The sequence below is a fragment of the Microbulbifer sp. TYP-18 genome (genome assembly GCF_040932045.1).
GTDB lineage: Bacteria > Pseudomonadota > Gammaproteobacteria > Pseudomonadales > Cellvibrionaceae > Microbulbifer.
The window spans coordinates 1-24415 of record NZ_JBFRBC010000018.1; the positions used below are offsets into that span (position 1 = coordinate 1).

A 24415-nucleotide genomic window follows, 5' to 3' on the forward strand; every position below is an offset into this window, starting at 1 on the left:
CCTGATCCAGTTACGAACCGCCTTATCCGATACGTCCAGCGTGTCTGCTACTTCGATGACACGCATTCCATTTTTCCAAAGCTTGATAGCTGTGCGGCGCTTTTCTTCTTGGGCGGAAGCCGGTATTTTTCGAGCATCTATTTTATTCATGCTGCCATTATACAAAACTATAAGCGTGCCGGGTTAATATTTCAATGCAACACTTTAGGCAAAAGCCTTGAATTGAGCTTTTACCTAACTGCATTAACACTGCCCTAAGCTCATACTTACAAGATTCACACTCTATAGCCCTAGTGAATGATTGCGCCAATAGCCAAGCGATACAAAGAACTGTGACTGCAACAGAAAAAATCCAGTTCTTTGGAAAAACCACCTCACTAATTAGAAACCTAGAGCCAAGCACGAGTGATTAGAAAACCACATATAAGCTTTTTGATTCGCCTCTTAAGGCTATGTTTTTCTTGTTTTCGTAACTCATTTTGCACTCATCTCGTATAACGCCATGTCCACCGGCTTGTCCGGTGCAACGCTTTGCTATCTTTTAAGCATAATTATTGCTTTTTAATGACTTCAATTATCTGCTTCATGGCAGGATCTTCACCCGAAAAGTAGCTCACGGATGACAGAGATACAGGCAAATGCGGAGCAATCCATATACGATGATCTTCAGCCTTCGAAGCTTGATGATACTGAGAAGATATTATTCCCCAAACACCACTGTATGGAAGCTTAAACCAACCGGCTTCACCAAGATGGTTCGGCCTGCTCCCACTGGGTTCGCCGACTATGATCGCATCTGTCAGCCGGTTGATATCTGCCAGTAATAAATGTGCGGCTGAAAATGTATTGCGACCAACTATAACGAACAACTTGTTATCTGTATCTTGCTCTACAAAGTGAATTAAAGCTCTTGTGAGAGGAGGAATAATAGATCCATTTCCTCCACTATTATGTCGCAAATCCAGAATTACATTTTTTATATTACTTTTCTTGATATTTTGACGAACTTCGCCACTAAACTCAGAAAGCGATTGTGATTTGCTCTGGGCAACAGCATTTAACTGTATGTAAAAATAATTAGCTTCTCTGTTTTCAAAATACCAGTAATTTTCACTAATCCTTGTCAGATATTCTGGATTATCAGCATTTTCAAGCTCCGGCAATCTCGGAAAACCGCCAAAGCTAAATGGCTCTCCCGAAAACATTACTTTTTCCTCTTTGCCGTTCTCATCAACTAAAGCAAGAGCAATACTTTTGGTGTCGCTCACTACATTTAACCCCTTGAGGACTTCCGGGATAGCTAGATAGTAAGGTCCTAGCCAATATTGTTGCATTTCATTATCTCTGGCATTAACCTTCTCAATTCGCTCCATTACCTGCTCAACAGGAATATTCTCCACTGAAATGATTTTTCGGCCAATTAAATGCCTATAGCGATCGCTAGCTCTAACAATGTAAATACCATCGTTAAACCAATAGAACTGTACCGGTAGGCGAGTAAAAGCGCCTTTCAAGGAGTTGGTCGGCACAATAAAGTTATGTCCATTACCTACACTAGCTAGCAGCTCCATAAATTGAAATACGATTTGCTCATCGCTTAATTTCGGGATTTTTTCGACGATTAATTTTACTTTTAATTCAAGCTCCTCGGCAGAAACACTATGATATGGATCAACGTGAAGACGTTTTATTTCACTTAATAAAAATTGTAAATCATTAGCCCAGGCATCGTTTCTTGATAAATCCGGAGCGAGGAACTCACCTGAAAGCTTCTGAAAGTGTACATCACCAGAAATTTTCTCAAATTTGGCGTTGTTAATAAGAGACTTTCTGTCGTCCCACCTAAATTCAAGTGATTTTTGAATCCAGGCTAGTGCTTCAGCCTTATTTCCGATAGCGGAATGGGATTGAGCAATTTTGATCATTATGTCGTTTGATGGAGATGATGCTGACTTTATCCCTGATATTATTGTGCCAATCTTAAGCGTTTTCTCTAATGCTGGTATCGCCTTTTGATATTGCTCAGCTTGCAAGTACCCATGACCTAATAAAAACCAAGTATCTCCATCGTCCTGATACTGCATCGTCAGTTGCTCTAGCAATGGGATGGCTTTATCCCACTCATTGTTTTTTGCGTAGTCTACGGCTTTGGTTCTCACTGCCCAATACTCAGCACCATTATTCGGAAAATTGATTGAAGCCTTATGGCCAATCGCTTCATTGGTCATGAGATTTGAGTTAGATGCAGACAAAACTGGTGCTGTTATGCAAGCAAAGCTTAGAGCAGTCGTTAATAATATTTTTTTCATCAAGCTAAAACCTAAGTCAGTATTCTGTAGAGAAAGATAACAGTTTATTAAAGAGCCAGTGGCTCACTATCCATTTAGCCATTATTTCTGGGATGGGGCTTCCAAGCTCCGCAGAAAAGCCTTTAATTGCGATAGGTTATAGACTATTCGTTCAAATAGTAACCAAAGATAGTGAGCCATCGGCTCAAGTCGCCTGGTTCAACCTCTCGTTCTTGAACACATTCTACCTATAATTAAATCAATAAGTTAGGGGGGAATTTTTGTGGATGTCAGCCATGGCTCTATAATTCGGGGCTTCGTACCAGCGATACGCCCAATTCGTAAGCGATCTTACCAGGGCCTGTTAACATTAATTTTGATAAAATGTGCGTTTATGGAAATCACAAAATCGCAGTTCAAAATTATCGAACACCTGCTGCCTTTACAGCGGGGTAACGTCAAAATACCGAATATCCAGGTCATAAACGCTGTTTTGTACGTGGCTGAGCATGGTTGTAAGTGGCGAGGGCTGCCTGAGCACTTTGGTAATTGGCACAGCATCTACACCCGTGTAAATCGCTGGGCTAAAAATGGTGTATTGGATCATGTCTTTGGTGTCCTTCAAGATGCCGATGTGATCAACATTCAAGTGGATGAAGTTTCTCTGGACAGTACGATCATTCAAGTCCATCCAGACGGCACAGGCGCATTAAAAAAAACGGCCCTCAAGCCATTGGAAAATCAAGAGGTGGATGGTCAACTAAGATTCACATGGTAGCGGCAGATGACCGCACTGCGCTGACCTTTTCCTTGCCCCCCGGTCAATCTGGCGATGCGCCAGAGGGCCGTAACTTGCTGAAGAGGCTAGAAAACTGCGGTTGGGAAGGTGCCAGCGTCATCATGGATAGGGCCTACGAAGGCAATGATACTCGACAACTCGTTTTGGATTTAGGTATGACGCCTGTCGTACCTCCGAAGGTCAATCGACTGACATCTTGGGAGTACGACAAAGAGATGTATAAAAAGCGAAATGAAGTAGAGCGTCTGTTTCGCCGCTTGAAAGGTTTCCGAAGAATATTTAGTCGATTTGATAAGTTGGATGTCGTTTTTAAGTTCTTCATCAACTTTTCATTGATCGCTGACCGGCTAATTAGTGTTAACAGGCCCTAGAAAAAGGAGTTTCATGTGAAAATTACTCAATTCTTGATTTTAACTGTGAGTCTTACTACATCGGCAGCTGATGCAATTGTCATTCGGCATGATGTTTCTGACGAAAGTTATTACGCAGTCCCTTCCGACTTTCCTCCATTAGCAACCTTGTACAGCATTGGCGTTCATGGAACCCTTGTTGATCCTGAATGGGTTGTCACTGCAGCTCATGCTGTATTTTGCATGAATCCCGGACAGAAAATCAACGTCGGGAATAAAATAGTATCTATTTCAAATCGATATTCTCACCCTAAATATCAGCTGGGAGGAGAGAATGACATAGCCTTAATTAAGCTTAGCTCTCCTGTCACACATATTAAACCAGCCGAATTATATGATGCTAAATTTGAAAAGGGAAAAGTAGCCTGGTTTATCGGTGTAGGCGGGACAGGAACTGGTCAAAAGGGACAGACAATAAGCTATAAGGAAAATAACGGCAGATTGAGAAAAGCCCAAAATAAAATAATTAGAGTAACTGATACAGATATCGTTTTTAGTTTTGAAAAAGGCTCAAAAGGAGAAGTGCTGGAAGGAGTTTCTGGAAACGGCGATAGTGGTGGGCCAGCCTATATTAGGGAGGGAGACAAATATATATTACTCGGTATCAGTTCACGTACCGACTCATGGTTTTATGAGGTTGGCGAATATGGAGTCACTGAAGTATACACCAGGGTTTCATCTTATAGAGACTGGATACAACAAGTGATCTCAGCTAAAGACGATGTAGCGAGAGAAAAGATTGCCACTCAGAACCCTTTTCTTCAGGACAATATGCAATCTAAAAACATGAATGAATTATGTGCTTCTATAGAAGTACAGTGACCGTAAGTTACCCCAATCGGGTAAAGGCAGGTTTCTAGCTCGCCCCCAACACCGCCTTACATTTTGGCCCGCATATGGTAGTTTATTGGCCCTTTTGTGTTTTGGAGGTATAAAGTACCTATTATTTTCCATGGTTTTTCTGCAGACACTTGAAACGTTATGGATTATGAACTAGCGATGGATAACGACTATTTTGAGAAGTCCCTTGGAATTTTTTCTTTAGTTAGTAAAACCTATTCAAGCTAAACCCTTTCAATCATCGATATAGTATTCAAAACGCAGTGAGCGATTATTAATGGCCACAAATTGCGTCCAAACGCAACGTAACAAATTCCCATAGCAAGTCCAATAAGCGCTACGGTTATTGACCTTTCTGAAATATCATAAGAGTGTCGAAAACCAAAAATCAGCGCTTGTAATACAACAGCTATCACCATTGCGAAAATGGTACTGGATAGTGTTTTCTCAATCCAGGTTAACAAAAATCCCCTGTCAAGAATTTCTTCCAAACAAGACTGGAGCCAAATAAAAGGAATCAAAGATAGAAAAAACCACCAGTTATCCTTTAACTCTCCAAACTTGGAAGCAGCTTGCTCGTCAGATTTATCAACCGATAGTGGAGTTTCAATTACATCTTTAAATATCTCAAATAAGATAATCAGCAAGATAGTCAAGGCTAGTGTGGCAACAGTTGCTATAAATGCTTTCATTAAGTCGTCAGGTATGCATAATCCTAAATCCTTCCAGCTTATTTGCCTAACTCTCATGCGCCAAGACGCGAACACTAGCGTCGTGAATGACCAAAATAGCCCATTAGCAATAAAATTAAACTCAGAAAAATAGACTTCCCGAATTAAAAACATAACAGCCAGATAGCCGACCAGATCGATAAAGAAGGCCGTGTTTGATGTTATAGTCGAGGAATGATTCGGCCTAAATAATTTATTGATAGCATTGATCATTGTGTGACTTTAAGCTTTTAAGTGTTAAAGATTAATCTTGAATAAGCGAAATTATTTTGCGTCAATAAACCTTAAGAGTCAATGTTAAATCAGAAAGCCTCATTGTGCTCTCCTTTCTTAATTCCCTATTGGAGTTTCGGAGGGTTGGACTCCCTGTCGGTTTCACAGTATATGCTGCTGAAGAGCCAATTGAAGTTCTTCATCGCCTCATTCAAGAGCGCTTTGATCGGCCTCAGTGGGTGATCTGCTGGAACAGACGATTCCAACTGCACTGTTGTTAAAAGAGACTCCTGAAAAACCTCCATACGGCGCACTGAACTGAAATCCTCTATGAGTTATATTTTTCGTATTGTATCTAGCCCAATGTTCCCGGGCGACAAAATCAACGGCCTGCTAGTTGTCTACGGAATCTCCATCCTTTTCCTCAATCTCTGTCACCACCTTCTGCACCAACTTGACACGACCGGAATTCACCAGTGCATCGCGCAGCACATACTCTATCTGAGCGTTTACGCTACGCAAATCATCGTCAGCCCAACGCTGCATGGCCGCCAACACCTGCTCGTTGATTCTCAGTGGAAAGGCTTTTTTCTTCGCCATGGCTTAATAGAGACTGCCACTGTTGATAACAGGCTGTGCCTGCTGCTCGCCGCAAATGACGACCAGCAGGTTACTGACCATATTGGCCTTGCGTTCTTCGTCCAGTTCAAGCTCCTGGGATTCTGCTAGGGACCTGATCGCATCGGTCACCATTTCCACCGCGCCGCGCACGATCAACCGGCGAGCCGCCAGCACAGCACTAGCCTGCTGTTTACGCAACATGGCCTGGGCGATTTCCGGCGCATAGGCGAGGTGACTGATGCGCGTTTCTATCACCTCTATGCCCGCCTTGCCCAGGCGCTCCTGCACCTGCTCTCGAATTTTTCCGGCGATACCGGCTGGGTCGCCGCGCAGGGACAGAACCTCATCGCTATGATTGTCGTAGGGGTATTCGTTGGCCACGTTGCGTAGCGCTGCCTCGCTCTGGATGGTAACGAAGCTCTCGTAATCGTCTACCTCAAAGTAAGCCTCGGCGGAGTCCACTACCTTCCACACCACCACCGCCGCAATTTCGATGGGGTTTCCGTTGGCGTCGTTGACCTTGAGTTTGCCACTTTCAAAGTTTCTCACCCGCAACGAGATGGGTATGCGCGTAAAAATCAAAGGGTTAGTCCAACGCAGCCCGGTAACATGCTCGGTGCCCACATACTTACCGAACAGTTGCAGCACCTTGCCCTGGTTGGGAGCCACCAGAAACAACCCGTGCCAGCAGAAGGCGACAACCAAAGATGCAAGGATCCAGCCCACAATGGCGGCGGAATCTACCATCACCACCCCCCTCACCACCATGCCCGCGGAAACCAGCTGCAACAACAGCAAAACCGCGACCATGCCGTAACCGTTGACCGTAAACGCTTTTTTCTCTGTGATCATTGGAAATCCTATAATTTGACATGCTTATGATATCATAATAATATCACTCAAAAGTTTTAGTCAACCTTTATCACAACATATCCTTTCGTATGCGCGAGACCCCCCGGTATGTGGCTGTATATTGAGGCTTGAAACCCAGCTATTCGCCCGGCGGATGACGGACAATGCTGCCCTAGCAGGTTGCTGAAAAAGGCATCCTGCCTTTTGCAACACACGAAAAGCGAAAAATGTGATTTTCACTTTTCTCGCAAAATCAACGAGTTAGGTGTCGCCGATTGTGCCGGAACATCCATATTCCGGAACCAGGCGTCGAAATTCTTCGAATTTCAACAGCCTGCTAGTGGTGGGTGAAGTCTTTCCAGAAGCTCTCTTACGCCAATTGCTATGGGAAAGGGGAAAGCGCAATTTCGTAAAGCCCAGAACATGACTCAGACACAGTTTGCCAATGCGCTGGGTATTGCCCAGCAAACGAAGGCGCATTACGAAGGGGGCAAATTGCTCATTCCTGTGACCTTGCTATTCACACTGGCTGGGGTGTCCTGACAATACCAGACAGTCCCGCTTTAAGCCGCTTCGCTGTCATCATCAAACGATTGGTAGTCTAATAGCTGAAATATGCGCCGGTAGATTCGCACTTTTGCATGGGTGACAAGTTCTTGCGCCCGAGTTTCATGCCGGGGAAGAACTCGCCTGCAATGAACTGCAGGTCCTCCCGCACATCGCTATAGCGGATGTTCAGGACAACGGGCTTGACCTTGAAGTAGCCCAGCAACAGGACAAAGTAGACCCTGTTGTAGCGGTCACGGATTGAGCGAAGGGCATCGAATTCGGGATCATTCAGGGAGAAGTAGTACCGCTTCTGTTCGTGGGTGAGCTTCGGTGCACCATATAGATCTTGACTCTCAGAATCCAGGAGGATGGCGCGGCGCTTGCTTTTCAGGCTCATTCGGGAATCCAAAACGTCCGATCTTAGCCTAATCGGCTGAAAATCAGCCAATTCAGAGGAAGGTCAGAAAGTAAAGCACTCCTGAAAGCCTTGCCAGGCCTGGGTTTCAGGGCGAAGTGTTATTTGCGGCGGGGGTGTCCCTAGTACCCCGTCACGTCAAGGTGGTTGCCAGTATTGAGGATCCGGCAGTGATTGGGCACATCCTCAAACATCTTACGCAGAAAGCCGCCAATCCCGACACACCTCGCCACACACTGCTGCCAGAACGGGCACCGCCTCAGGAAAAACTGTTCGATTCACCGCAGACTGGTCTATTCGATTGACGACGTAAAGCCAACCACTGCCAACTTTCACAGTTTACAGCGGGCCTGACAACGGACCGTGGAGCGACTTGCGCCAAGAGAACTATCCGCAGGACTTTTCGATCAAAAAGAGCCAAAAGTGATCGATTTCAAATGTCCACAGCTTAAAACTTGGGATTTGAATGGTAAACAATCGCAGGGATTTCGGGTAGAATACTTCGGCTTACCTAATTACCACCCAAGCTAAGCAACCTTTATGGGTTAGTGACTGCACACCCTACATGGCCCTAAACATAAGGAGATGGAAAGTGTCGGCTATTCTCTCTGATCTGCGAAATCTAGAAGCCTCCTGCTCCGTTAAAACTCTTATTTTTTGGGGTGAAATCGTACACCCTTGTAGCGCAGGCTTAAGTTCGATAGTGATTAGGTCGGCTTAAGGCTAAATAGGTGGTTTATGCTTCCTATACCCCGAATCTACACTCTTCAATGAATGTCAGTTATGTAGCGTTTAGGACGTTACTCAAATTTACCTGAGGAGACCCCAGAATTGAATATTCTCATTCTCGGCGGCGACGGGTTCTGTGGCTGGCCCACCTCTCTGTATTTATCCCAGCAAGGTCACAATGTCACCATTGTTGACAACCTCTCCAGGCGAAAGATCGATGTCGAGCTGGAAGTCGAATCGCTGACCCCAATTCGATCGATCGGTGAGAGAGTCGAGGCCTGGCAGGAGATTACGGGCAAAACCATCGATTTCGCCTTGTTGGATATCGCGGCTGACTACCCTGCGCTGAAAGAACTGATCGAGCTAAAGCATCCCGACGCCATCGTTCACTTTGCAGAGCAGCGCGCCGCTCCTTACTCCATGAAAGGCACGAGAGAAAAGATCTATACCGTCAGTAATAACCTGAACGCCACCCACAACATGCTCTGCGCAATCGTGGAACTGGGGCTGGACACCCACATCGTACACCTGGGCACGATGGGCGTGTACGGCTACGGTACCGCTGGTATGAAAATTCCAGAAGGATATCTGCCTATCAAGACTGAATTGCCCGATGGCACTGTCAGCGACCAGGAGATCCTCTACCCCTCTAATCCGGGCAGTGTCTACCACCTAACCAAATCTCAGGACCAGCTCTTTTTCGCCTACTATAACAAGAACGACAAGGTGAGGATCACGGACTTGCATCAGGGGATAGTCTGGGGGACTGCCACAGAAGAAACCAGCCTGGACGAGCGCCTGATCAATCGTTTCGACTACGACGGTGACTACGGCACGGTTCTCAACCGCTTTCTCATGCAGGCCGCCATAGGCTACCCGCTGACCGTGCATGGAACAGGCGGCCAGACCCGTGCCTTCATTCACATACGCGATACTGTGCGCTGCATAGAACTCGCCGTGCTCAACCCGCCCGCCTGTGGGGAGCGCGTCAAGATCATGAACCAGATGACGGAGACACACAAAGTTCGCGATCTCGCCAGCATGGTTGCGGAAATTGCCGACGGCAGCGTGGATTTTCTGTCCAACCCACGTCACGAGGCAGAGGAAAATGAGTTGCATGTTGAGAACGCCTGCCTACTTGAGATGGGACTGAAACCCACCCGATTAGAACAGGGCCTACTCGGCGAAGTAGTCGATATCGCGCAGCGATATGCCCAACGCTGCGATCGACGGAAAATACAGTGTGTATCTTACTGGAACAGCGAGCGCGCTGCCGCCATTCTGCAGCAAGAAAAGAAGGTGTCAGTAGCTGTCGATGCCGAAAAGATCGAGCAGCTCAACGCCCGGCTCTCCGGCACTGAGAGGGATCTGGCCGAGGCTTAGCCTGCCCCAGCCGACGGCGAGAGATACAAGACTTTCGGCTTGTCTGGATGGCCGTCTGGCCTCTATCGCCGAATGCGGTCCACAAATCGCCGCAGGGGTTTCGTTAACCTCCAGATGGTACTCTGTCGCAGATTGGCCAGCTCGATTTCGTAGCGGTCCCTGGTCTTCCTTACCCTCTGATTGGCTGCCCGCAGTTCCCGCAACCGCTTGCGCAAGTGAATCATCTCTTCCTCAAGATTCGCCGCTGTCAGCCTTAGCTCACCTAACTCAGCGGACTGTTTTTTGGTCGCATGGTCACTGCTCTTCAGTGGCCGCGTCAGCTCAGCGTTTCTGCGGCTCATCTCTTTTAGCTCCGCTCGGCGTACCTTGTCCGCAGCGCTGCTGGTTTGTGCCGCTTGACGCAGCTGGGCAATCTTATCTTCCAGCTCTTTGCGCTTGCTCCACAGGCGCTTTATCCGGTCCCGCTGTTCAGCCGACTTTTCCCGCGCTTCCTTGAATCGACCTCGAAAATGCCTCATGCGGCCGTAGAAACCTCTGGCGGACCAGAGGATATTCTGGTGCGCCAGCGGAGCCATACCGCTGTACAGTCGGACCAGGCGCAACGCATCGGCTCCCTTGGCATTCTCACGCTCGCTGGTGCAATCCTCCGGGTGTCTCCGCCGAGTTAGAGCACGGGGTATTAAGTCGACTTGATAACCCTTCAGTCGAGCCTGAATTAAGATCTCGGTGCGCTCGCCACCCACCCGGTAGATGTCATTGAATCCGCCCAGCCGCAGGAAGGCGTCGCGCTTCAGGAATAGGTCTGATTCCACTGTCATGTTGCCGTAGAAGCTGCAGGCGTCGTCCGCTCCCAACGGTACGTGTAGCACGCTGCCCTGCCGCTGCACTTCACCCGCTACGGTATGCTCCGATGGCAGTACTTCATGGAACGAAAACATGGCATCCATCCCTGTACACCGGGCAGTCCGTTCGAAGATCTCAAGGGCATCCGGCCGGGGCGCGTTATCTAAGTCGGTGAACAATAGCCAATGCCCCTCCGCCGCTGCCGCAGCCCTGTTTTGTGAGGCGGCATAGCCCAGTCGGTCGCTGTTGCGCAGAAATTTCCAGCCTTTGGATTCGTATTTTGACTCCAGGCTGGCGAACTTCTGCCGAGCCTCGGCAAGCTCACTGTCGTCGTCGATCACTATCAGCTCGCAGTGCTCATGTGACTGCTGCTCAAAGCGGTGAAGAACGAATTCCAGGCGCTCTGGCTCGTCCCGATGCACCATACATACCGAGACTCCAGCAACCTCCGCCTGCGGCGACGATGGCACAGGGAAGTACTTGCGGTGCTCATCGCGCTCTATCATGCCGCCAAGGCTACCGTGAAAAGCCCCCCACATGAACAGGTTCCGCTCGTTGTCGAAGGCCGGCGCGGCTACCACACCGCCCTTCTTGAGTACTGCTGCAAGCCGCGGCCACAAAGCCTGCGGCAAGGGCTTGAACAGCACTTTTTCCCAATAGTCCTCACTTACCAGCTCCCGAGTGCCCCCGACGTCACTGGCCAGAAAGGGAAAGCGGTAAACCAGTGCCTCGTAGACCGCCAGGGAACTGTTTTCAATTAGCGATGGCATCACCGCCATACGCCCGGGCACGCTCAGATAGCGAATAGCGGTGGAGTGTTGAAAATCGGTGTGTATCTCGATGGGAAAAGGCCACCGCTCTGCCTGCTCGCAGATGTACTCCTCGGGGCTCAAATGCGCATGGGTGGCAATACGCAAACCGGGTTTACCCAAAAAAGCGACCTTTTTCGGTGTGATCCCCGCCCTAACCATGCGGGACACGGCGTCACAGAAAATTTGCAGGCCTTTGCGCCATTCGAGGCGACCAAAGAACACCAGCTCATCAATCGCCTGCACAACACCGACGGCGCGCGCAGATTCACCGTCCATTTCAATCGGCTCCAGGGCCAACACATTGGGCTGGACGTGTGTCCTTTCATGCGGCAATCGATAGCCCTGCACCTGCATCCATCGGAGCAGGTGGGCACTTCCACCCACTACGATGTCCGCCAATTCGACGGAGCGCTTCTCGGCGTAGCATTTGACCAGTTCGTCATCCGCCTCCAGCGGTATCGAGAGGTAATCGCGGTTCCACAGCCAGGGCGAGGAGGATTTGACACAAAAGACAGTGTCCTGAAATGCGATACCCTGCCGTTTGGCGAGCAGACAGTAATACGCCGATCCGCGCCATTCCGAAACATGGACCAGATCGAACTGCCGTCCAGCGAGATACTGGTACATGGCGATCATGGGCAAGATCCAGCGCGGTGAGTCGCACTCCAGCGGCAGTTCCGGGTCCGGCACCGGTACAAATTCTACGTTCCTGGTGGCATAGTGATCGATCCAATGTTCGATGGACTCGATCTCCGAGTGGTTACCTCTAAGATAAAGAATCGTGACGGCATGTCCGGCTTTAGCCAACATGTGGGCCAGATGCGTGTAGGTTGTGCCAATGCCGCCATTGCGAACCGGGCCGGCGATATCTTCCGTCGCAATACAAACGCGCAGGGGGCGATGCTGCGACTCCGGAAGAAGATACCCACTCAGGTCAGAAAACTCACCAAAGTCCGCGTCGTGTACTCTGGGCAAAACCCCTTCAACCACCTTCGTACTGGACTGAAAGGTTGCCTCATCGTAGATGGGGTGCTCCCTGTCCAGACTACCCACGGGGGGCGCGAGGTGTGCCTCCCTGTAGCCAGACATAACATCTGAGCGCAGACTACCGCCAGATTTCTTGTCACTCATGCGATTTCGCAACCTCCTGCTCTCGAGTCAGCGCTGGGGATTAAAAAGGCGGTGATAAACGCGCCGCGCAAGCTTTTCAAGCCCGGCAGAATGCCCTACCACCCGGCGCCCGGCCTCCTTGATCCGGCCCTTTGGATTCGCGGCACTACCCGTGGTCTGGCCGTGCTCATGACACATCCCCGACGCGTAGCGCAGCAGATTAGCTATCTCAGGCTGCATGCCCTGAGTAAGAGGCTCCAGAACCCGGACGCGGCCGGCGTAGCGACTGTACTGGCTCTGGCGCATCCTGGTCTGGTTTATTCGATACCAATAAAGCGCTTCTGGAACCATGAAAATCTTCAGCCCGGAAAGATACGCCCGGACAAAAAACTCCAGATCGTCCATCCCGACCTTATAATACTCAGAAAAGCCGCCTATCCTTTTAACGGCCTCCCGGCGCACAAAGCAGTTGCTGTCACCGAATGGATTGAGCATCAGCGCCATCGCCAGATTTTCCCCCTGGTAGATGATCCGCCTACTCTTGTCGGGCTCAGTATCTGGCCGAAACCCGACGAATGTGTCGGAGCAGCAGGTGAGAACATCCGCTTCGGTATGGCCGGCCACCTTAACAAAGGTGGCGACTTCTTCCGGCTTCGCCTCATTGTCGTCGTCCATGAAAAGTATGTAATCGCCCTTCGCCTGGGCAATCCCCGAATTTCTCACCGCACCCAGATAGCGATTGTCCTGCCGAACCACGCTCACAGGGAAAGAGTAAGCAGACTTCTCGATGTCCGCCAGAACTTTTATGGACTGACCGTCTGTACTGCCATCATCCACAATGACAATTTCGAGATTGCGGTAGGTCTGTTTCAGCACGGATTCAAGTGCATTGCGTAGGAGTGCTCCACGGTTGTGGTGGGCAATGCAAACACTGACCAACGGTTTTTTTAAATTGCCATCGGGCCCAGCGCGCCTTTCGCTCGCCGGCTGATCCGCCGCCCACAAATGCCACTGCAACCACTCAGACAGGCTCTTTTCAAAATCGAAGGATGCGGTGGCCAGTGGACAGCCGTTTTCCAATATAGAGCGCAGGCAACACGCCAGACCATTCGGACTCGCTTCAAATACCACATCAGGCCAATCCGCCTCGGCGATCAACTCCCTGCCACCGCCGGCGGAACTGGTGACAAAAGGGATGGCTTTGGCCAGGCATTCGTAGACGCCGAAAGGGCTGTTATCCATCAGGGAAGGCATTACCGCGACCCGGCCCCTCTCTGCTTTCAAATAATCCAATGCCGCGGGCTGGCTCTTATCCTGGTACACCGTCACCTCTATACCCAAGGAGGCCTGCAAACGCTCGATCAGCGGCGCCAGTTTGAAAGTCTTGCGGACCTTGCCCAGTAGCGTCACCCTGGGCACTTGGCGCCCATCAAAAAAGCCGTCAGCTTTGAGATTGACCAGGGCGTCGACAAAGAAATGGATACCCTTTCGAGACTCAAGACGACCGAAGAAAACCAGCTCTTCGACCTCGACGATTCTGCTTTCCCCTTCCCGGATATGGATGTCTCCAACCGGAAACACGTTCGGCTGCACATAGGTTCTGCCATGGGGTAACGCGTAGCCCTGATCCACCATCCAATTCAGCAGATATCGACTGCCGCAGATCACATAGTCCGCCATCTCCACGCACCGACGCTCCATGAACATCGTCGACAGGGACCTCACATCCGCTATCGTCTCCGCATTGCCCATACGGTTCCAGAGCAAAGGGCTGGAGCACTTGACCACGAACCGTGTTTTCTGAAAATGCAGCCCCGAGCACTTCGCCTGAAGACAAAGATATCCTGTCGCGCTCCACTCGGACACGTGAACAATATCGAATTCCATCTCGCGCGTTTTCAACCAGTCCAGCGCCATGTAGGGCAGGCGCATCACGCTGGTCATCGGTCCCCTGGCGAGAACGACATCGATATCGTCCGCCGGTATAAATTCTATATGCCGTTTTGCGTAGAAGTCGCGCCAGTATTCTAGCGTCTCATTGACACAGCTCTTACTGCAGTAAAACACCGTGACCTTGTGTCCCGCTTCGCTGAGCGCTCGGGCCGCGTACATATAAGCGGTACCGATGCCACCGTTGAGAACCGGCCCCACGAAATCTTGGGTGATGATGCAGATGTTCAGTGGCCTGAAAGGAAGAGCGGCACATGCAGCCTGGCCCAATCCCGGAAAGGCAAGATCGCTGCGCGCCTGTCCCGCCAGATCGATTCTATCGCGCTGGTAAAAGAAATCAGGTGAAGGCATAGGACCTACTCATCGGGACGACCTCAGTCACTGACTCTTGAGGGATTCTCGAAATAATTCATAGCAGCTTTCTCAGCAAGGGCTTGAGCATTTCAAGTAGGCGGGGAAAGCGGTACATGAATCGGCGGACTCTGTTATAGCGAAGGAGCCGCCTGGCGAGCAGCCGTTTCACACTGACTTCATCGGCAGCCTGCCCCTGGGCATAGCGCAGCAGGTTGTCTATCCCTGCGTTTAAACTCAATTCTCGGATATAGGTTTCGGTAACCCGCTGTCTACCGGCGAAGCTCGCGTAGTGCTTGCTGCGCATACGATTTGCACCCACCCGGTACCAGTAGAGCGACTCCGGGATAAGCTCCAGCTGAAATCCTCGCAGCACGGCGCGGGCAAAAAACTCCTGGTCGTCCAGGCCGACCTTATACTCTTCGCTGAAGCCCCCGATCTCGACATAGCTTGTCCGCTTGATCATGCAGTTCGAATCGCCAAAGGGATTGCGGAAGTAACCCGTAGACAGATCGGCTCCAACAAACAGGATACGACCAGAAGAAGCAGGGGGCTGACTACCGCTCACATCGAGAAACATGTCGCTGAAACAAGTTAGAATATCCGCGTCGGTGCGCCTGGCCACATCGACAAAACACCGCAGGGCCTGGGGCTGCAACAGATTGTCATCATCCAGCATCAGGAGATACTCACCCGCCGCCTCTCTGGCGGCTCTATTTCTCGCCTTACCTAAATAACCCTTTTCCTGCCGTATAAGCCGGTACGGAAAATCAAACTGCCGCTGCTTTAGTGTATCGATGAACTCCCTGGCTGGCTCTAAATCCGAGGCATCGTCCACAATAATCAGTTCGATATTCGTGTACTCTACCCGCGCTACCGAATCGATAGCCTGGGCCAACTCTGCCGGCCGGTTACAGGTCACAAGACAGATGCTGACCAATGGATCCTCACCGGTGAGAACATCTGTATGCGACGCTAAACAGCTTGTTTCATGCCATCTTTTCCAATCGGCTAAAGACTCTGAAAACTTACCCACCGCAAGCGTCGTTTGCGGCTTCCCGGCGAGCTGCTTCGCGATGCACATCGACAGTGCCGGCGGCGTGGGATCACACAGGGTTCGCTCATGCTCCTGTGGCTGGATCAATTCCCTGGCGCCACCGCGATTGCTGGTGATAAACGGCTTTTCGCAGGCCAGCATTTCATAGACACCAAAGGGGCTGTTATCGATGAGCGATGGCATTACCACCAGGCAGCCCGGTCGGCCCACCAGATAAGCCAGAGCCTCCGGTTGGCCCAGGCCATCTACTATCCGGTACGCAACTCCAAATGGCCCGAGTACACTGCGGATGGCTGCGCTTGCATCAAAATCACTGCGCTTTTTACCGAGAAAGGTGAAGCGGATCTGCGACAGGTACGCGCCGGAACTGTTTGACAGCAACATGGCAAGCGCGTCGAGATAAACCAGCAGCCCTTTGCGCGGCTCCAGCCGACCAAAGAAAACGATCTCATCAAAGGAGTCCGCGAGTGCTGGTGGGCGGGATTCTACGACAGTGTCAGGAAACACATTGGGTTGCGCGAAACAGCGACCGGCGGGCAGCTCATAGCCGTTCTCCCGCATCCAGTTCAACATATATTGACTGCCACTGACTACGGTATCCGCCAACTCGATGCACCGTCTCTCCATATAGATTCTCGGTAGATCCGCTATATGCGACGCCGGCTGGCTGTTTCCGATCCTGCTCCACAGCAGTGGGCTGGAGGCCTTGAGGACGAAGTGCAGGTTCGAGAAGTGAAGGCCGAGCTTCTTTGCCAGCAGGCAGTAGTAGAGATCGGCGCCCCACTCCGACCCGTGGACCAGGTCGTACTCATCTGCGTGCCGCTTGAGATGTTCGTAGACGCCATACTGTAGCTCACAGGCCTCGCCCATCAGGCTGGAAACCGGTTTGATCCCAGGCATGGGACACGGAGTCAACTTGATCCCTCTCTCCCCATACCAAGCCACCCAATGGGCAAAGCTATGGTCTGCCGAATAAGAGCCGAGGCTGAACAGAATCTCTACCCTATGCCCCACCCTGGCCAGCTCCGTGGCGAGATAGTAGAAAGCCGTCCCGACTCCTCCATTTCTAACCGGCCCCAGAATATCCTGACACACGATCAAAACGCTTTTGGTTGACGGTTTAGTGGCTCGTCGGGAATCAGATTCCAGCCCGGGGAAAATCTCCGCCTGCATGGGGCCAACCCTCATTCGTCAAAGTTGCGTTGGCAAAACCAATCCCATGTCATAGCCAAGCCCTCCCGCAAACTGATTTCGGGGTGGAATCCAAGCACTTCGCGTGCGCGATCATACGTAGCAAAGTTTCGCTCGACCTCTCCGGGCCGCCGGTCAGCAAATTCTATGGGGTGATCCGGCTGTCCACTAATCTCCTTAAAGTAGCCCGCCAGGGTTGCCAGGGACGTCTCCTCTCCACTGGCCAAGTGAATAACCTCCGGTGTGGACAAATCCAGCGTGAGCGCCGACAGCAGGCCCCGGCAGATATCGTCCACATGAATATAGTCCCGGGTTGCGCTGCCGTCACCGTAGATAACCATGGGCTGCTCCGCCTGTATGCGGCGAAAGAACTGGTTTATGACACCCTGTTTGTGGTCTGAATACGCACCATAGACGTTGGCGAAACGCGTAGCCACGATCGGCAGTCCATAAGCGTGGGCAAAGGCGTGACAGTAGGCCTCGCAACAGAGCTTACCCGCGCCATAGGGCGATATCGGCCTGGGCAATGAGTTCTCGTTAACCGGTGGCGTGGCATTGCCGATCAAAGCGCCACCAGTGGATGAGAAAACCAGCCTTTCGACGCCGGCCTCTGTGGCAGCCCTGAGCACGTTGAAAGTGCCAAGCACATTGGATTCGAAATTGGTGACAGGGTCCTCGATCGACTCAACCACGGAACCCAAGGCCGCCAGGTGCACGGCCCGATCGACTCCTGCGAAGGCCCCGCCAATAGCCTCGGCCTGACGTATGTCCGCCTCTACTATCTCAACGTCCAATCCCTGTAGGTAGGCCTGCCGGCCTCGCGCAAAGTTGTCCAGTACACGTACCGCATAGCCTCGTTCGAGCAACAACCTGACCAGGTTACTGCCCACGAAACCCGCGCCCCCGGTAACCAATACTCTATCGATCATCGAGCTATAGCCTCCGCCAGTTCAAACAATCCCTATTCAAGCGACTCGCTAACTCCGGCACTACAAACCAATCGGGCTGTGATAAAAGGGCCCTAAATGGGACGCTTTGCTTGTAGCTGCGTATTTTTGCAACTGTGAACACCTAATTTTGCGAAGCATGAACACCCCAGACGCCGCCCTCACACAGGCGACACCTTTGTAGCGCAAGTGTTCACAGTGAGTCAACTTCTGCGAGTTTTTTGCGCATGGATTCGCCCTCCAGCTTGATGCGGTGCGCATTGTGCAGCAGCCGGTCGAGGATGGCGTCGGCGAGGGTGGGGTCGCCGATGGTCTGGTGCCATTTGCTGACGGGCAGTTGGCTGGTGATGAGGGTGGAGCCGCGACCGTGGCGGTCCTCGATCACTTCCAGCAGGTCGTTGCGCTGCGGCGGCGTGAGCCCCTCCAGTCCCCAGTCGTCAAGGATGAGGACGTCGGTCTTGGCGAGTTGCGCCAGAGCAGCTTGCCGAAGCTGCCGTCGCCGTGGTCGATAGTGAAGCTCTCCAGCAGGCGGCTGCTGCGGAAGTAGCGCACTGGGATACCCCGCTCGCAGGCACTTTGCCCCGAGGGCGCAGGCGAGGTAGGTTTTGCCGGTGCCGGCGGGCCCCTCAATCAGCAGGTTACAGCGCTGCTTAAGACCACTCCGGCGGCAGTGGCCAGGTGATCCCAGCCATCTCGGCGCGGCGCAGGTACTTGGAGACGGCGCCCACGGAGAGGTTGAGGCTACGGGCGATCTGGCGCTGGGAGAGGTTGGCCTCGTGGTGGAGGCGCAGTAGTTCCTTGAGTTTTTGCATAGAGACCCTCTTGGTTGTCATGTTGGCTCCTGACGGTTGAGAAACACGAAAGGAGCGCAGGGTAAGTGAGGGCCTGCGGAAGGGGGAGAGTAGAGGAATCTTGTCAACCGTGAACGGTGATTTTTATCTGTGAACACCTATTTTTGCCGGGCGGCAAAAGTGTTCACGGTTGGCGAAAACAGGTGTTCACAGTTGGGAAAATTCGGCGTTCACAGTTAGGAAAAAAATGCATCCGGCACTACAAACCAATCGGGCTGCGATATAAGGGCCCTATTGGGACGCTTTGCTTGTAGCCACACAGAATACTGAGCGCGTGGCCAGGTCCTCGTAACCAACATCGTGTTGTCGCGCCGCTTCCTCGACGATATCAGGAGTCAATCTTGCCAGAATGTCCTCGGTATCCCGCTGTTCTTCCCAGATCTCAATATCCAGCAGTCGATCGACCAATGTCCGGAGGGCGTTCAATGTAACCCGGTTGAGATTCCTGAAAAGATAGTCGTCGGGCGGAATCTGACCGATCCCAATGACGTGCTGCCAGTCGGCGTAGCGACGGTGCTGTTCGTTCTGGGGGTCATACTGGCTCAACCTGATGGGCGGGCGGTGGTGCCCGTTCCAGGAGTAATAGTGGTGGTGCAGGAAGATCATTTTCGAGTCCTGGTGCATCAAGGGCACCAGCCCCTCGAACACTCGATCTATGTCCATCAAGTGCTCGGTAACATTGTGCATGACGATACAGTCGTACTGCTGCGTGTGGGCAATGTCTTCCGATTTACCCTGGATCAGATGCAGGCCCGGTAGAAGCTTCATCGCCTCCCTGCCCGTCATCGGCATCTGCGACCACTCGCGCGTCCGCTTGTTCTTGGCACGCAAACCGTCCATTTCCAACTGCGGATCGAGCCCGGTATAGGAACTGGCACCCGCGGCCAGAAACCCGGCTCCATATGCACTGAATCGACAGCCGACATCGAGCACGCTACGCCCTTGCACATAACGCTGAATTCGCCTAGGCCAGATCAGGTAGCCCAGACTCACCGACATGTCTATCAGTGCGGGATGGTAATTCGCAAGCGCCTCGCGGCAATCCCAATTGAACAAAATATGGGCAGCCCTCGCATACAGCCCATCCTCATCCCAGCGACTGCGCTCAATAAAGGGCAAATAGTCGCGAAGGCGGGTCAGCAGCGCGTCCAGCTCCCCCGCCCCCGCCCCTAAAATGCGTTCAATCTCATCGACCAGACTTTCAAGGGACGCGCGGTGGGCCTCGGCGTCCAGCGTGGCCTGCACTCGTTCAAGACATCGGGCGGCGGCAGTGCTATCGGAGTCCAGAAGAAGGGCCCTGCGATAGTGGTCTGCGGCGGCCTGCAACTCGCCCCTCTGTTCACGAATTCGGCCGTATTGCATGACGAGGCCGACACGTTCACTCTCTGGCCCTTCGAAATCGGCCAATGTTTGCTCGGCCCTGTCCATCTCTCCACGAAGCAGGTAGCACCTTGAAATTTCCAGAGATAGCCATAGGTGTGGCCTCTCGGGGGTACACCGCAGCAACAAGTCCAGCGCGGCATCTATCTCGCCGCCTATTCGCAGTCTGCGCGCCTCTGACAGTGTGTCTTTCAACATTCGGGCATCCGTACTTGATACAAGTCTATGGAGCTACGCGATCTTCGCCTGCGGCAAAAGCATACACCTGCTCGTTGCGCGCCGCAGCCCCCGCCACCTCGGAGGCTTCGCCGCTACGCCGAGCCGACATTGCAGGCCCCCTGTATCCATAGGTCAGGGTACTATATTCCGCAGCAGATCCTCATACAAGCCGAGAGTCTGAGCGATGACATGTTCGTTACTATAAGTCTGTTCAACTTTTTTGCGAGCGTTGGTGGCGAGCTGCCGGCGCCGGTCGGGATCATCGACCAGCGCGCCTATGGCACTCTCCAGTGCCTCTAGGTCACCGGCAGGTACCAGCAAGCCATCTCGATTCGAATGAATAAACTCGCTGCAACCCGGCATATCAGTAGCGACCACCGCACGACCCACCGCGCCCGCCTCCACCAGGATCCGCGGAAGCCCCTCGCCATAACGGGTGGGAAGGCAGACAAGATTGACATCCGCTATGAGTCGCTCGATATCGCGAACCTGGCCGTGCCAATCGATAATTCCTCCGGAGATCCATTGAGTAAGCTCATCGCCTGGTATCGCATCGCGGCTGTCGCTGTCGACTATTCCGGCGACATGCAGCTCTAGGGTTTTGCCCTGCCTTCGAAGAGACTCCACCGCCGCCACGAGCTGATCCAGCCCCTTGCTCTTCAGCAGCCGGCCGGCAAACAAAATTTTCAGGGTGGTCCTGCCATCGTCAACCTCCTCACTCCAGGAAAATCGATCCAGATCCACACCGGCTCCGGGTAGGATTACGGCCTGGGAGCCGGACAGCACCTGCCGCGATCTCAGCAGCTCCATATCGTGACGATTCTCAAAGCTGACCATGGTCTTCCTCGCCGCGAAGGCAAATCCCATGAGTTTCTCCAGGCCCGCCCATAAACTCCTATAAAATACCGTGTCCTTGGAGTAAGCATAACCCAGCCCCACGACACTGGACAGACAGGGAATATTGCGCCAGCGCGCTATGAAGCCTCCGTAAACTACCGGCTTCAGCGTGACGCAGTGGACAATGTCGGGCTGAAGATCCTTGAGCAGCGAATACAGCTGCATCACGCAGCTAATCTCGCGCACTGGATTTAGACTTCTACGGGAGAGAGGAATTTCGTGCAGCTTAAAACCCAAATCCGCGATGCGCACGGCGAGAACGGGATCGGTCGAGGCGGTCAAGATATGCACGCTATAGCCACACTGTTGTGCCGCCTCCGCGCGGTCCTGCCAGTGCAGCAGAAAATACCAGTCTACATTGACAATGTAGACCAATCGCCTAGATGCTTGAACAGATTTACGCAAGTTCTCGGCCCATTTGGAGCCATCGCTTCCCCCCGGAACGGAGTGTGCTACTGACAACAGTCTCATATTCCCGCCCGCATGGACGCGCAGGCTGCGCTTGTTACTCGCGCGAAAAAAAATTTGGCGCGCGAATCCAACCCACGCCACCTTCAAATAGTAGTACAATCTGGCGCAGCTTAGTCAACTCAAGCATGTGCACTAAGGCGTACCACTGGATGCTCGGCTACTAACCCAGAGTAATCGCCTATTGCCACTCAATATCGGGCTTGATGCGAAGTGCTCGAACCGTGGTGTGCGCAATGCGAGCATATGGTTTGCGGCAGCGGCGGCGACTCAGCTTATCACTGGACGAGATGAAACCCAAGAAACTCGTCCGCATCCAGCCAAACGTGACCACTCTAGAAGGAGATCATCGGATTGAATACCATGAGTTGGGATAGAACCGCCGCCGGGTGTATTTGTCATCCGCAGATCAGTGATTTCGAAATACCAACGCCAGCACATCTACTGGATACACCCGGTATGCTGTCCATTTCGGAACGAAAATTTTTGTACTCTCTTGCGAAGAGCAAGTACAAAGCGCAGGGTTTTGTCATAGATGCGGGGAGCTTTATGGGCTCTTCCGTCGTTGCACTTGCGCAGGGCCTTACGGAGAATCCCTATCTGAAAAATCCGGGCTCGAACTGGCTCGAAGGCGAAAAACCGATTCATAGCTATGAACTTGGCTATCTTCCAGCGCCTGCAAACGGCGCCGATGTTGTCAGACATTTCGGCCCTGCAACGTATAAATTCGGAGACTCATTCGTACCTACCCTCAAGGACAATATTGCACCGTACACTGAGCTAATTAACCTAAATATCGGCGACTTCAACACCTTTACCTGGCCAAAGCGGGCAATTGAAATCTGTTTTGTCGATATGTGCAAAACACCGGCACTAAACAGGCATATCACTCAACAATTTATGCCAAATCTTCTCCCCGATTCGTCATTTTTTATAAATCAGGACTTTTTCTTTGACCGGCTACCTTGGATCAAAATAACGATGGGTTATCTTGCAGAGTATTTTGAATGGTATGGACAGGTTTTCACCACTTCGATATATAAATGTACTAAAAAGATTCCTGATCATATCGTTGAATATGATCCATTTACTCAGGCCTCATTAGATGAATGCCTGAAGTATCATGACTGTTATGCCAATCAGCATTTGGAAGATATGTTTCAATTACGAATGGAGATATCCAAGGCCTATTTGCTGGGCGAGAAGGGCAATGCCGTCGATGCGCTGGACCACCTTGATGCTGTGGGGAAAACCTTTGAGCATACGTTTCATGACGAGGGGCTCAGAGGTATGCACAACAAGAACCGCTATGACCGCGCAGTGCGACAAATTAAGAGAAAATTTCAATAGATGGGGTTCTAGCATGCTGTTGATTTACCCCCAGATTCAAACACGTTGATCGTTTGAATCTGCAATTCTGGGCCCAAATAGACGATTTAAGGCCATTTTTCACCCTTACAGGCCTTGGTGGCGGGCTATCCCTGTAACGCCCTCATTCGAGTCAGGTTCCAGCCAATCATCGCCAGCATAAAGACACTGTTCACTTTCGATAAACCGCGTACTGTCATCTGCCTGATGAGATCAATTGAGGGGTACTAGCAGGTTGCTGAAAAAGGCATCCTGCCTTTTGCAACACACGAAAAGCGAAAAATGTGATTTTCACTTTTCTTCCAAAATCAACGACTTAGGGTCGCCGATTGTGCCGAAACATCCATATTCCGGAACCAGGCGTCGAAATTCTTCGAATTTCAACAGCCTGCTAGTGGTGGGTGAAGTCTTTCCAGAAGCTCTCTTACGCCAATTGCTATGGGAAAAGGGAAAGCGCAATTCCGTAAAGCCCAGAGCATGACTCAGACACAGTTTGCCAATGCGCTGGGTATTGCGATGGCGTACTACAAAGGGAGCAAATCGCGCATTCCTGTGGCCTTGCAATTCACACTGGCAACCCTGCTGGTGGTTTCTATCGAAGAGGTTATCGGCGAACCAGTTAAAGTCGCTAAGGGGGAGGGTGACCCCAAGCCCCGCTCGCAGCGGCAGATGGAGTTAATCGGCCACTCGCCTCGTGCTAAACAAAAATTGGAGATGTAGATGCCCGATACCGTAATCCAGCAACAAGCATCTTAAAGGTACTGACTGTAAGGGTTGCAGTCCAATCCGCCAGCTAACCACAACTCACCGGGTTGAAGTGAAGCATGGCTACCGGCAATGGTAAAACAGGCACACGCCTGCGTAAAAGCAAGCTCCACGAAAAGCGGCTCAGGGCGCGGCCCTTAGACATACACCTTTTTAGAGAAAGAAGAAAACAATACATGTACCCCAAGAATCTGACTTGAGCACCATACTCTTCATAGAGCTTAAATTCAGATTGCAAGTGAGAAAAGACTTTCAGAAGATATACTGATTTTAAGACAGTAATCCACAGCTTGGCCGGAACCTGGTCCTATAAATATTGAAAAAACCTATCTAATGAACGCAACGAAGGCCTGTAATCAAGCACAGAAGAAGAATA

20 protein-coding genes and 1 pseudogene are annotated in these 24415 nt (G+C 51.5%); 7 read left to right on the forward strand and 14 right to left on the reverse strand.

Features of this window, described 5'->3' with window-relative positions:
* Together ABVT36_RS14020 and ABVT36_RS14025 are read right to left on the reverse strand one after the other, a co-directional pair.
* A partial coding sequence (locus tag ABVT36_RS14020) for a helix-turn-helix domain-containing protein (RefSeq protein ID WP_368456351.1) occupies window positions 1-150 on the reverse strand: 150 nt, incomplete at its 3' end.
* A gap of 401 nt (window positions 151-551) precedes the next feature.
* Window positions 552-2309 carry a hypothetical protein gene (locus ABVT36_RS14025; RefSeq protein ID WP_368457100.1) on the reverse strand — a complete coding sequence of 586 codons (1758 nt, stop codon included), beginning with the start codon at window positions 2307-2309 and terminating at the stop codon, window positions 552-554.
* 373 nt (window positions 2310-2682) lie between these two features.
* Between ABVT36_RS14025 and ABVT36_RS14030 the strand changes: the two genes are divergently transcribed.
* Together ABVT36_RS14030 and ABVT36_RS14035 are read left to right on the forward strand one after the other, a co-directional pair.
* Window positions 2683-3458 (forward strand): IS5 family transposase gene (locus ABVT36_RS14030; RefSeq protein ID WP_368457101.1). Its coding sequence is split into 2 segments (ribosomal slippage): window positions 2683-2998 and window positions 2998-3458, totalling 777 coding nucleotides; the frame shifts between segments, so codons are not numbered across the junction.
* 15 nt (window positions 3459-3473) lie between these two features.
* Complete coding sequence (locus ABVT36_RS14035) at window positions 3474-4319, forward strand: trypsin-like serine protease (RefSeq protein ID WP_368457102.1); 846 nt, start codon at window positions 3474-3476, stop codon at window positions 4317-4319.
* A 242-nt stretch (window positions 4320-4561) separates the two neighbouring features.
* Here ABVT36_RS14035 and ABVT36_RS14040 read toward each other — a convergent pair whose 3' ends face one another.
* The 3 genes from ABVT36_RS14040 to ABVT36_RS14050 all read right to left on the reverse strand — a co-directional run bounded on the left by ABVT36_RS14040 (window position 4562) and on the right by ABVT36_RS14050 (window position 6754).
* Window positions 4562-5281, reverse strand: a complete 720-nt coding sequence (locus ABVT36_RS14040; RefSeq protein WP_368457103.1) for a CPBP family intramembrane glutamic endopeptidase — start codon at window positions 5279-5281, stop codon at window positions 4562-4564.
* Window positions 5282-5674: 393 nt separating this feature from the next.
* On the reverse strand, window positions 5675-5881 hold the full coding sequence (locus tag ABVT36_RS14045) for a hypothetical protein (protein ID WP_368457104.1): 207 nt from the start codon (window positions 5879-5881) through the stop codon (window positions 5675-5677).
* A gap of 3 nt (window positions 5882-5884) precedes the next feature.
* Window positions 5885-6754: an SPFH domain-containing protein gene (locus tag ABVT36_RS14050; RefSeq protein ID WP_368457105.1), complete on the reverse strand. Its 870-nt coding sequence runs from the start codon at window positions 6752-6754 to the stop codon at window positions 5885-5887.
* 384 nt (window positions 6755-7138) lie between these two features.
* On the opposite strand from ABVT36_RS14050, the gene ABVT36_RS14055 reads away from it, so the two are divergent.
* A complete protein-coding gene (locus ABVT36_RS14055; RefSeq protein WP_367150060.1) occupies window positions 7139-7297 on the forward strand; it encodes a helix-turn-helix transcriptional regulator in 159 nt (52 codons plus the stop codon).
* Window positions 7298-7355: 58 nt separating this feature from the next.
* Here ABVT36_RS14055 and ABVT36_RS14060 read toward each other — a convergent pair whose 3' ends face one another.
* Entirely contained in the window at window positions 7356-7700 is a 345-nt protein-coding gene (locus ABVT36_RS14060) for a DUF4158 domain-containing protein (RefSeq protein ID WP_368457106.1), read from the reverse strand.
* A gap of 152 nt (window positions 7701-7852) precedes the next feature.
* Here ABVT36_RS14060 and ABVT36_RS14065 point away from each other — a divergent pair.
* Together ABVT36_RS14065 and ABVT36_RS14070 are read left to right on the forward strand one after the other, a co-directional pair.
* Window positions 7853-8023 (forward strand): annotated as a pseudogene (locus ABVT36_RS14065) (IS91 family transposase); the annotation flags it as partial.
* 526 nt (window positions 8024-8549) lie between these two features.
* Complete coding sequence (locus ABVT36_RS14070) at window positions 8550-9830, forward strand: NAD-dependent epimerase/dehydratase family protein (protein WP_368457107.1); 1281 nt, start codon at window positions 8550-8552, stop codon at window positions 9828-9830.
* A gap of 62 nt (window positions 9831-9892) precedes the next feature.
* On the opposite strand, the gene ABVT36_RS14075 is transcribed toward ABVT36_RS14070, so the two are convergent.
* The 8 genes from ABVT36_RS14075 to ABVT36_RS14110 all read right to left on the reverse strand — a co-directional run bounded on the left by ABVT36_RS14075 (window position 9893) and on the right by ABVT36_RS14110 (window position 21813).
* Window positions 9893-12616 (reverse strand): glycosyltransferase, encoded by a 2724-nt coding sequence (locus ABVT36_RS14075; protein ID WP_368457108.1) that lies wholly within the window; start codon window positions 12614-12616, stop codon window positions 9893-9895.
* Window positions 12617-12643: 27 nt separating this feature from the next.
* On the reverse strand, window positions 12644-14896 hold the full coding sequence (locus tag ABVT36_RS14080) for a glycosyltransferase (RefSeq protein ID WP_368457109.1): 2253 nt from the start codon (window positions 14894-14896) through the stop codon (window positions 12644-12646).
* Window positions 14897-14954: 58 nt separating this feature from the next.
* The gene (locus ABVT36_RS14085; protein ID WP_368457110.1) at window positions 14955-17141 is read right to left on the reverse strand and encodes a glycosyltransferase; all 2187 of its coding nucleotides are present in this window, start codon (window positions 17139-17141) and stop codon (window positions 14955-14957) included.
* Window positions 17138-18073: an NAD-dependent epimerase/dehydratase family protein gene (locus ABVT36_RS14090; RefSeq protein WP_367150054.1), complete on the reverse strand. Its 936-nt coding sequence runs from the start codon at window positions 18071-18073 to the stop codon at window positions 17138-17140. Before ABVT36_RS14090 ends, ABVT36_RS14085 begins: the two co-directional genes overlap by 4 nt.
* Window positions 18074-18284: 211 nt before the next feature.
* On the reverse strand, window positions 18285-18779 hold the full coding sequence (locus ABVT36_RS14095; protein ID WP_368457155.1) for an ATP-binding protein: 495 nt from the start codon (window positions 18777-18779) through the stop codon (window positions 18285-18287).
* Window positions 18742-18903 (reverse strand): winged helix-turn-helix transcriptional regulator, encoded by a 162-nt coding sequence (locus tag ABVT36_RS14100; RefSeq protein WP_367150053.1) that lies wholly within the window; start codon window positions 18901-18903, stop codon window positions 18742-18744. The genes ABVT36_RS14095 and ABVT36_RS14100 overlap by 38 nt, the downstream gene beginning before the upstream one ends.
* 270 nt (window positions 18904-19173) lie before the next feature.
* On the reverse strand, window positions 19174-20520 hold the full coding sequence (locus ABVT36_RS14105) for a methyltransferase (RefSeq protein WP_368457111.1): 1347 nt from the start codon (window positions 20518-20520) through the stop codon (window positions 19174-19176).
* A gap of 153 nt (window positions 20521-20673) precedes the next feature.
* Entirely contained in the window at window positions 20674-21813 is a 1140-nt protein-coding gene (locus ABVT36_RS14110) for a glycosyltransferase family 4 protein (protein WP_368457112.1), read from the reverse strand.
* 447 nt (window positions 21814-22260) lie between these two features.
* On the opposite strand from ABVT36_RS14110, the gene ABVT36_RS14115 reads away from it, so the two are divergent.
* The gene (locus ABVT36_RS14115; RefSeq protein WP_368457113.1) at window positions 22261-23256 is read left to right on the forward strand and encodes a hypothetical protein; all 996 of its coding nucleotides are present in this window, start codon (window positions 22261-22263) and stop codon (window positions 23254-23256) included.
* Between the two features lie 456 nt (window positions 23257-23712).
* On the forward strand, window positions 23713-23994 hold the full coding sequence (locus tag ABVT36_RS14120) for a hypothetical protein (RefSeq protein ID WP_368457114.1): 282 nt from the start codon (window positions 23713-23715) through the stop codon (window positions 23992-23994).
* Window positions 23995-24415: the final 421 nt, after the last annotated feature.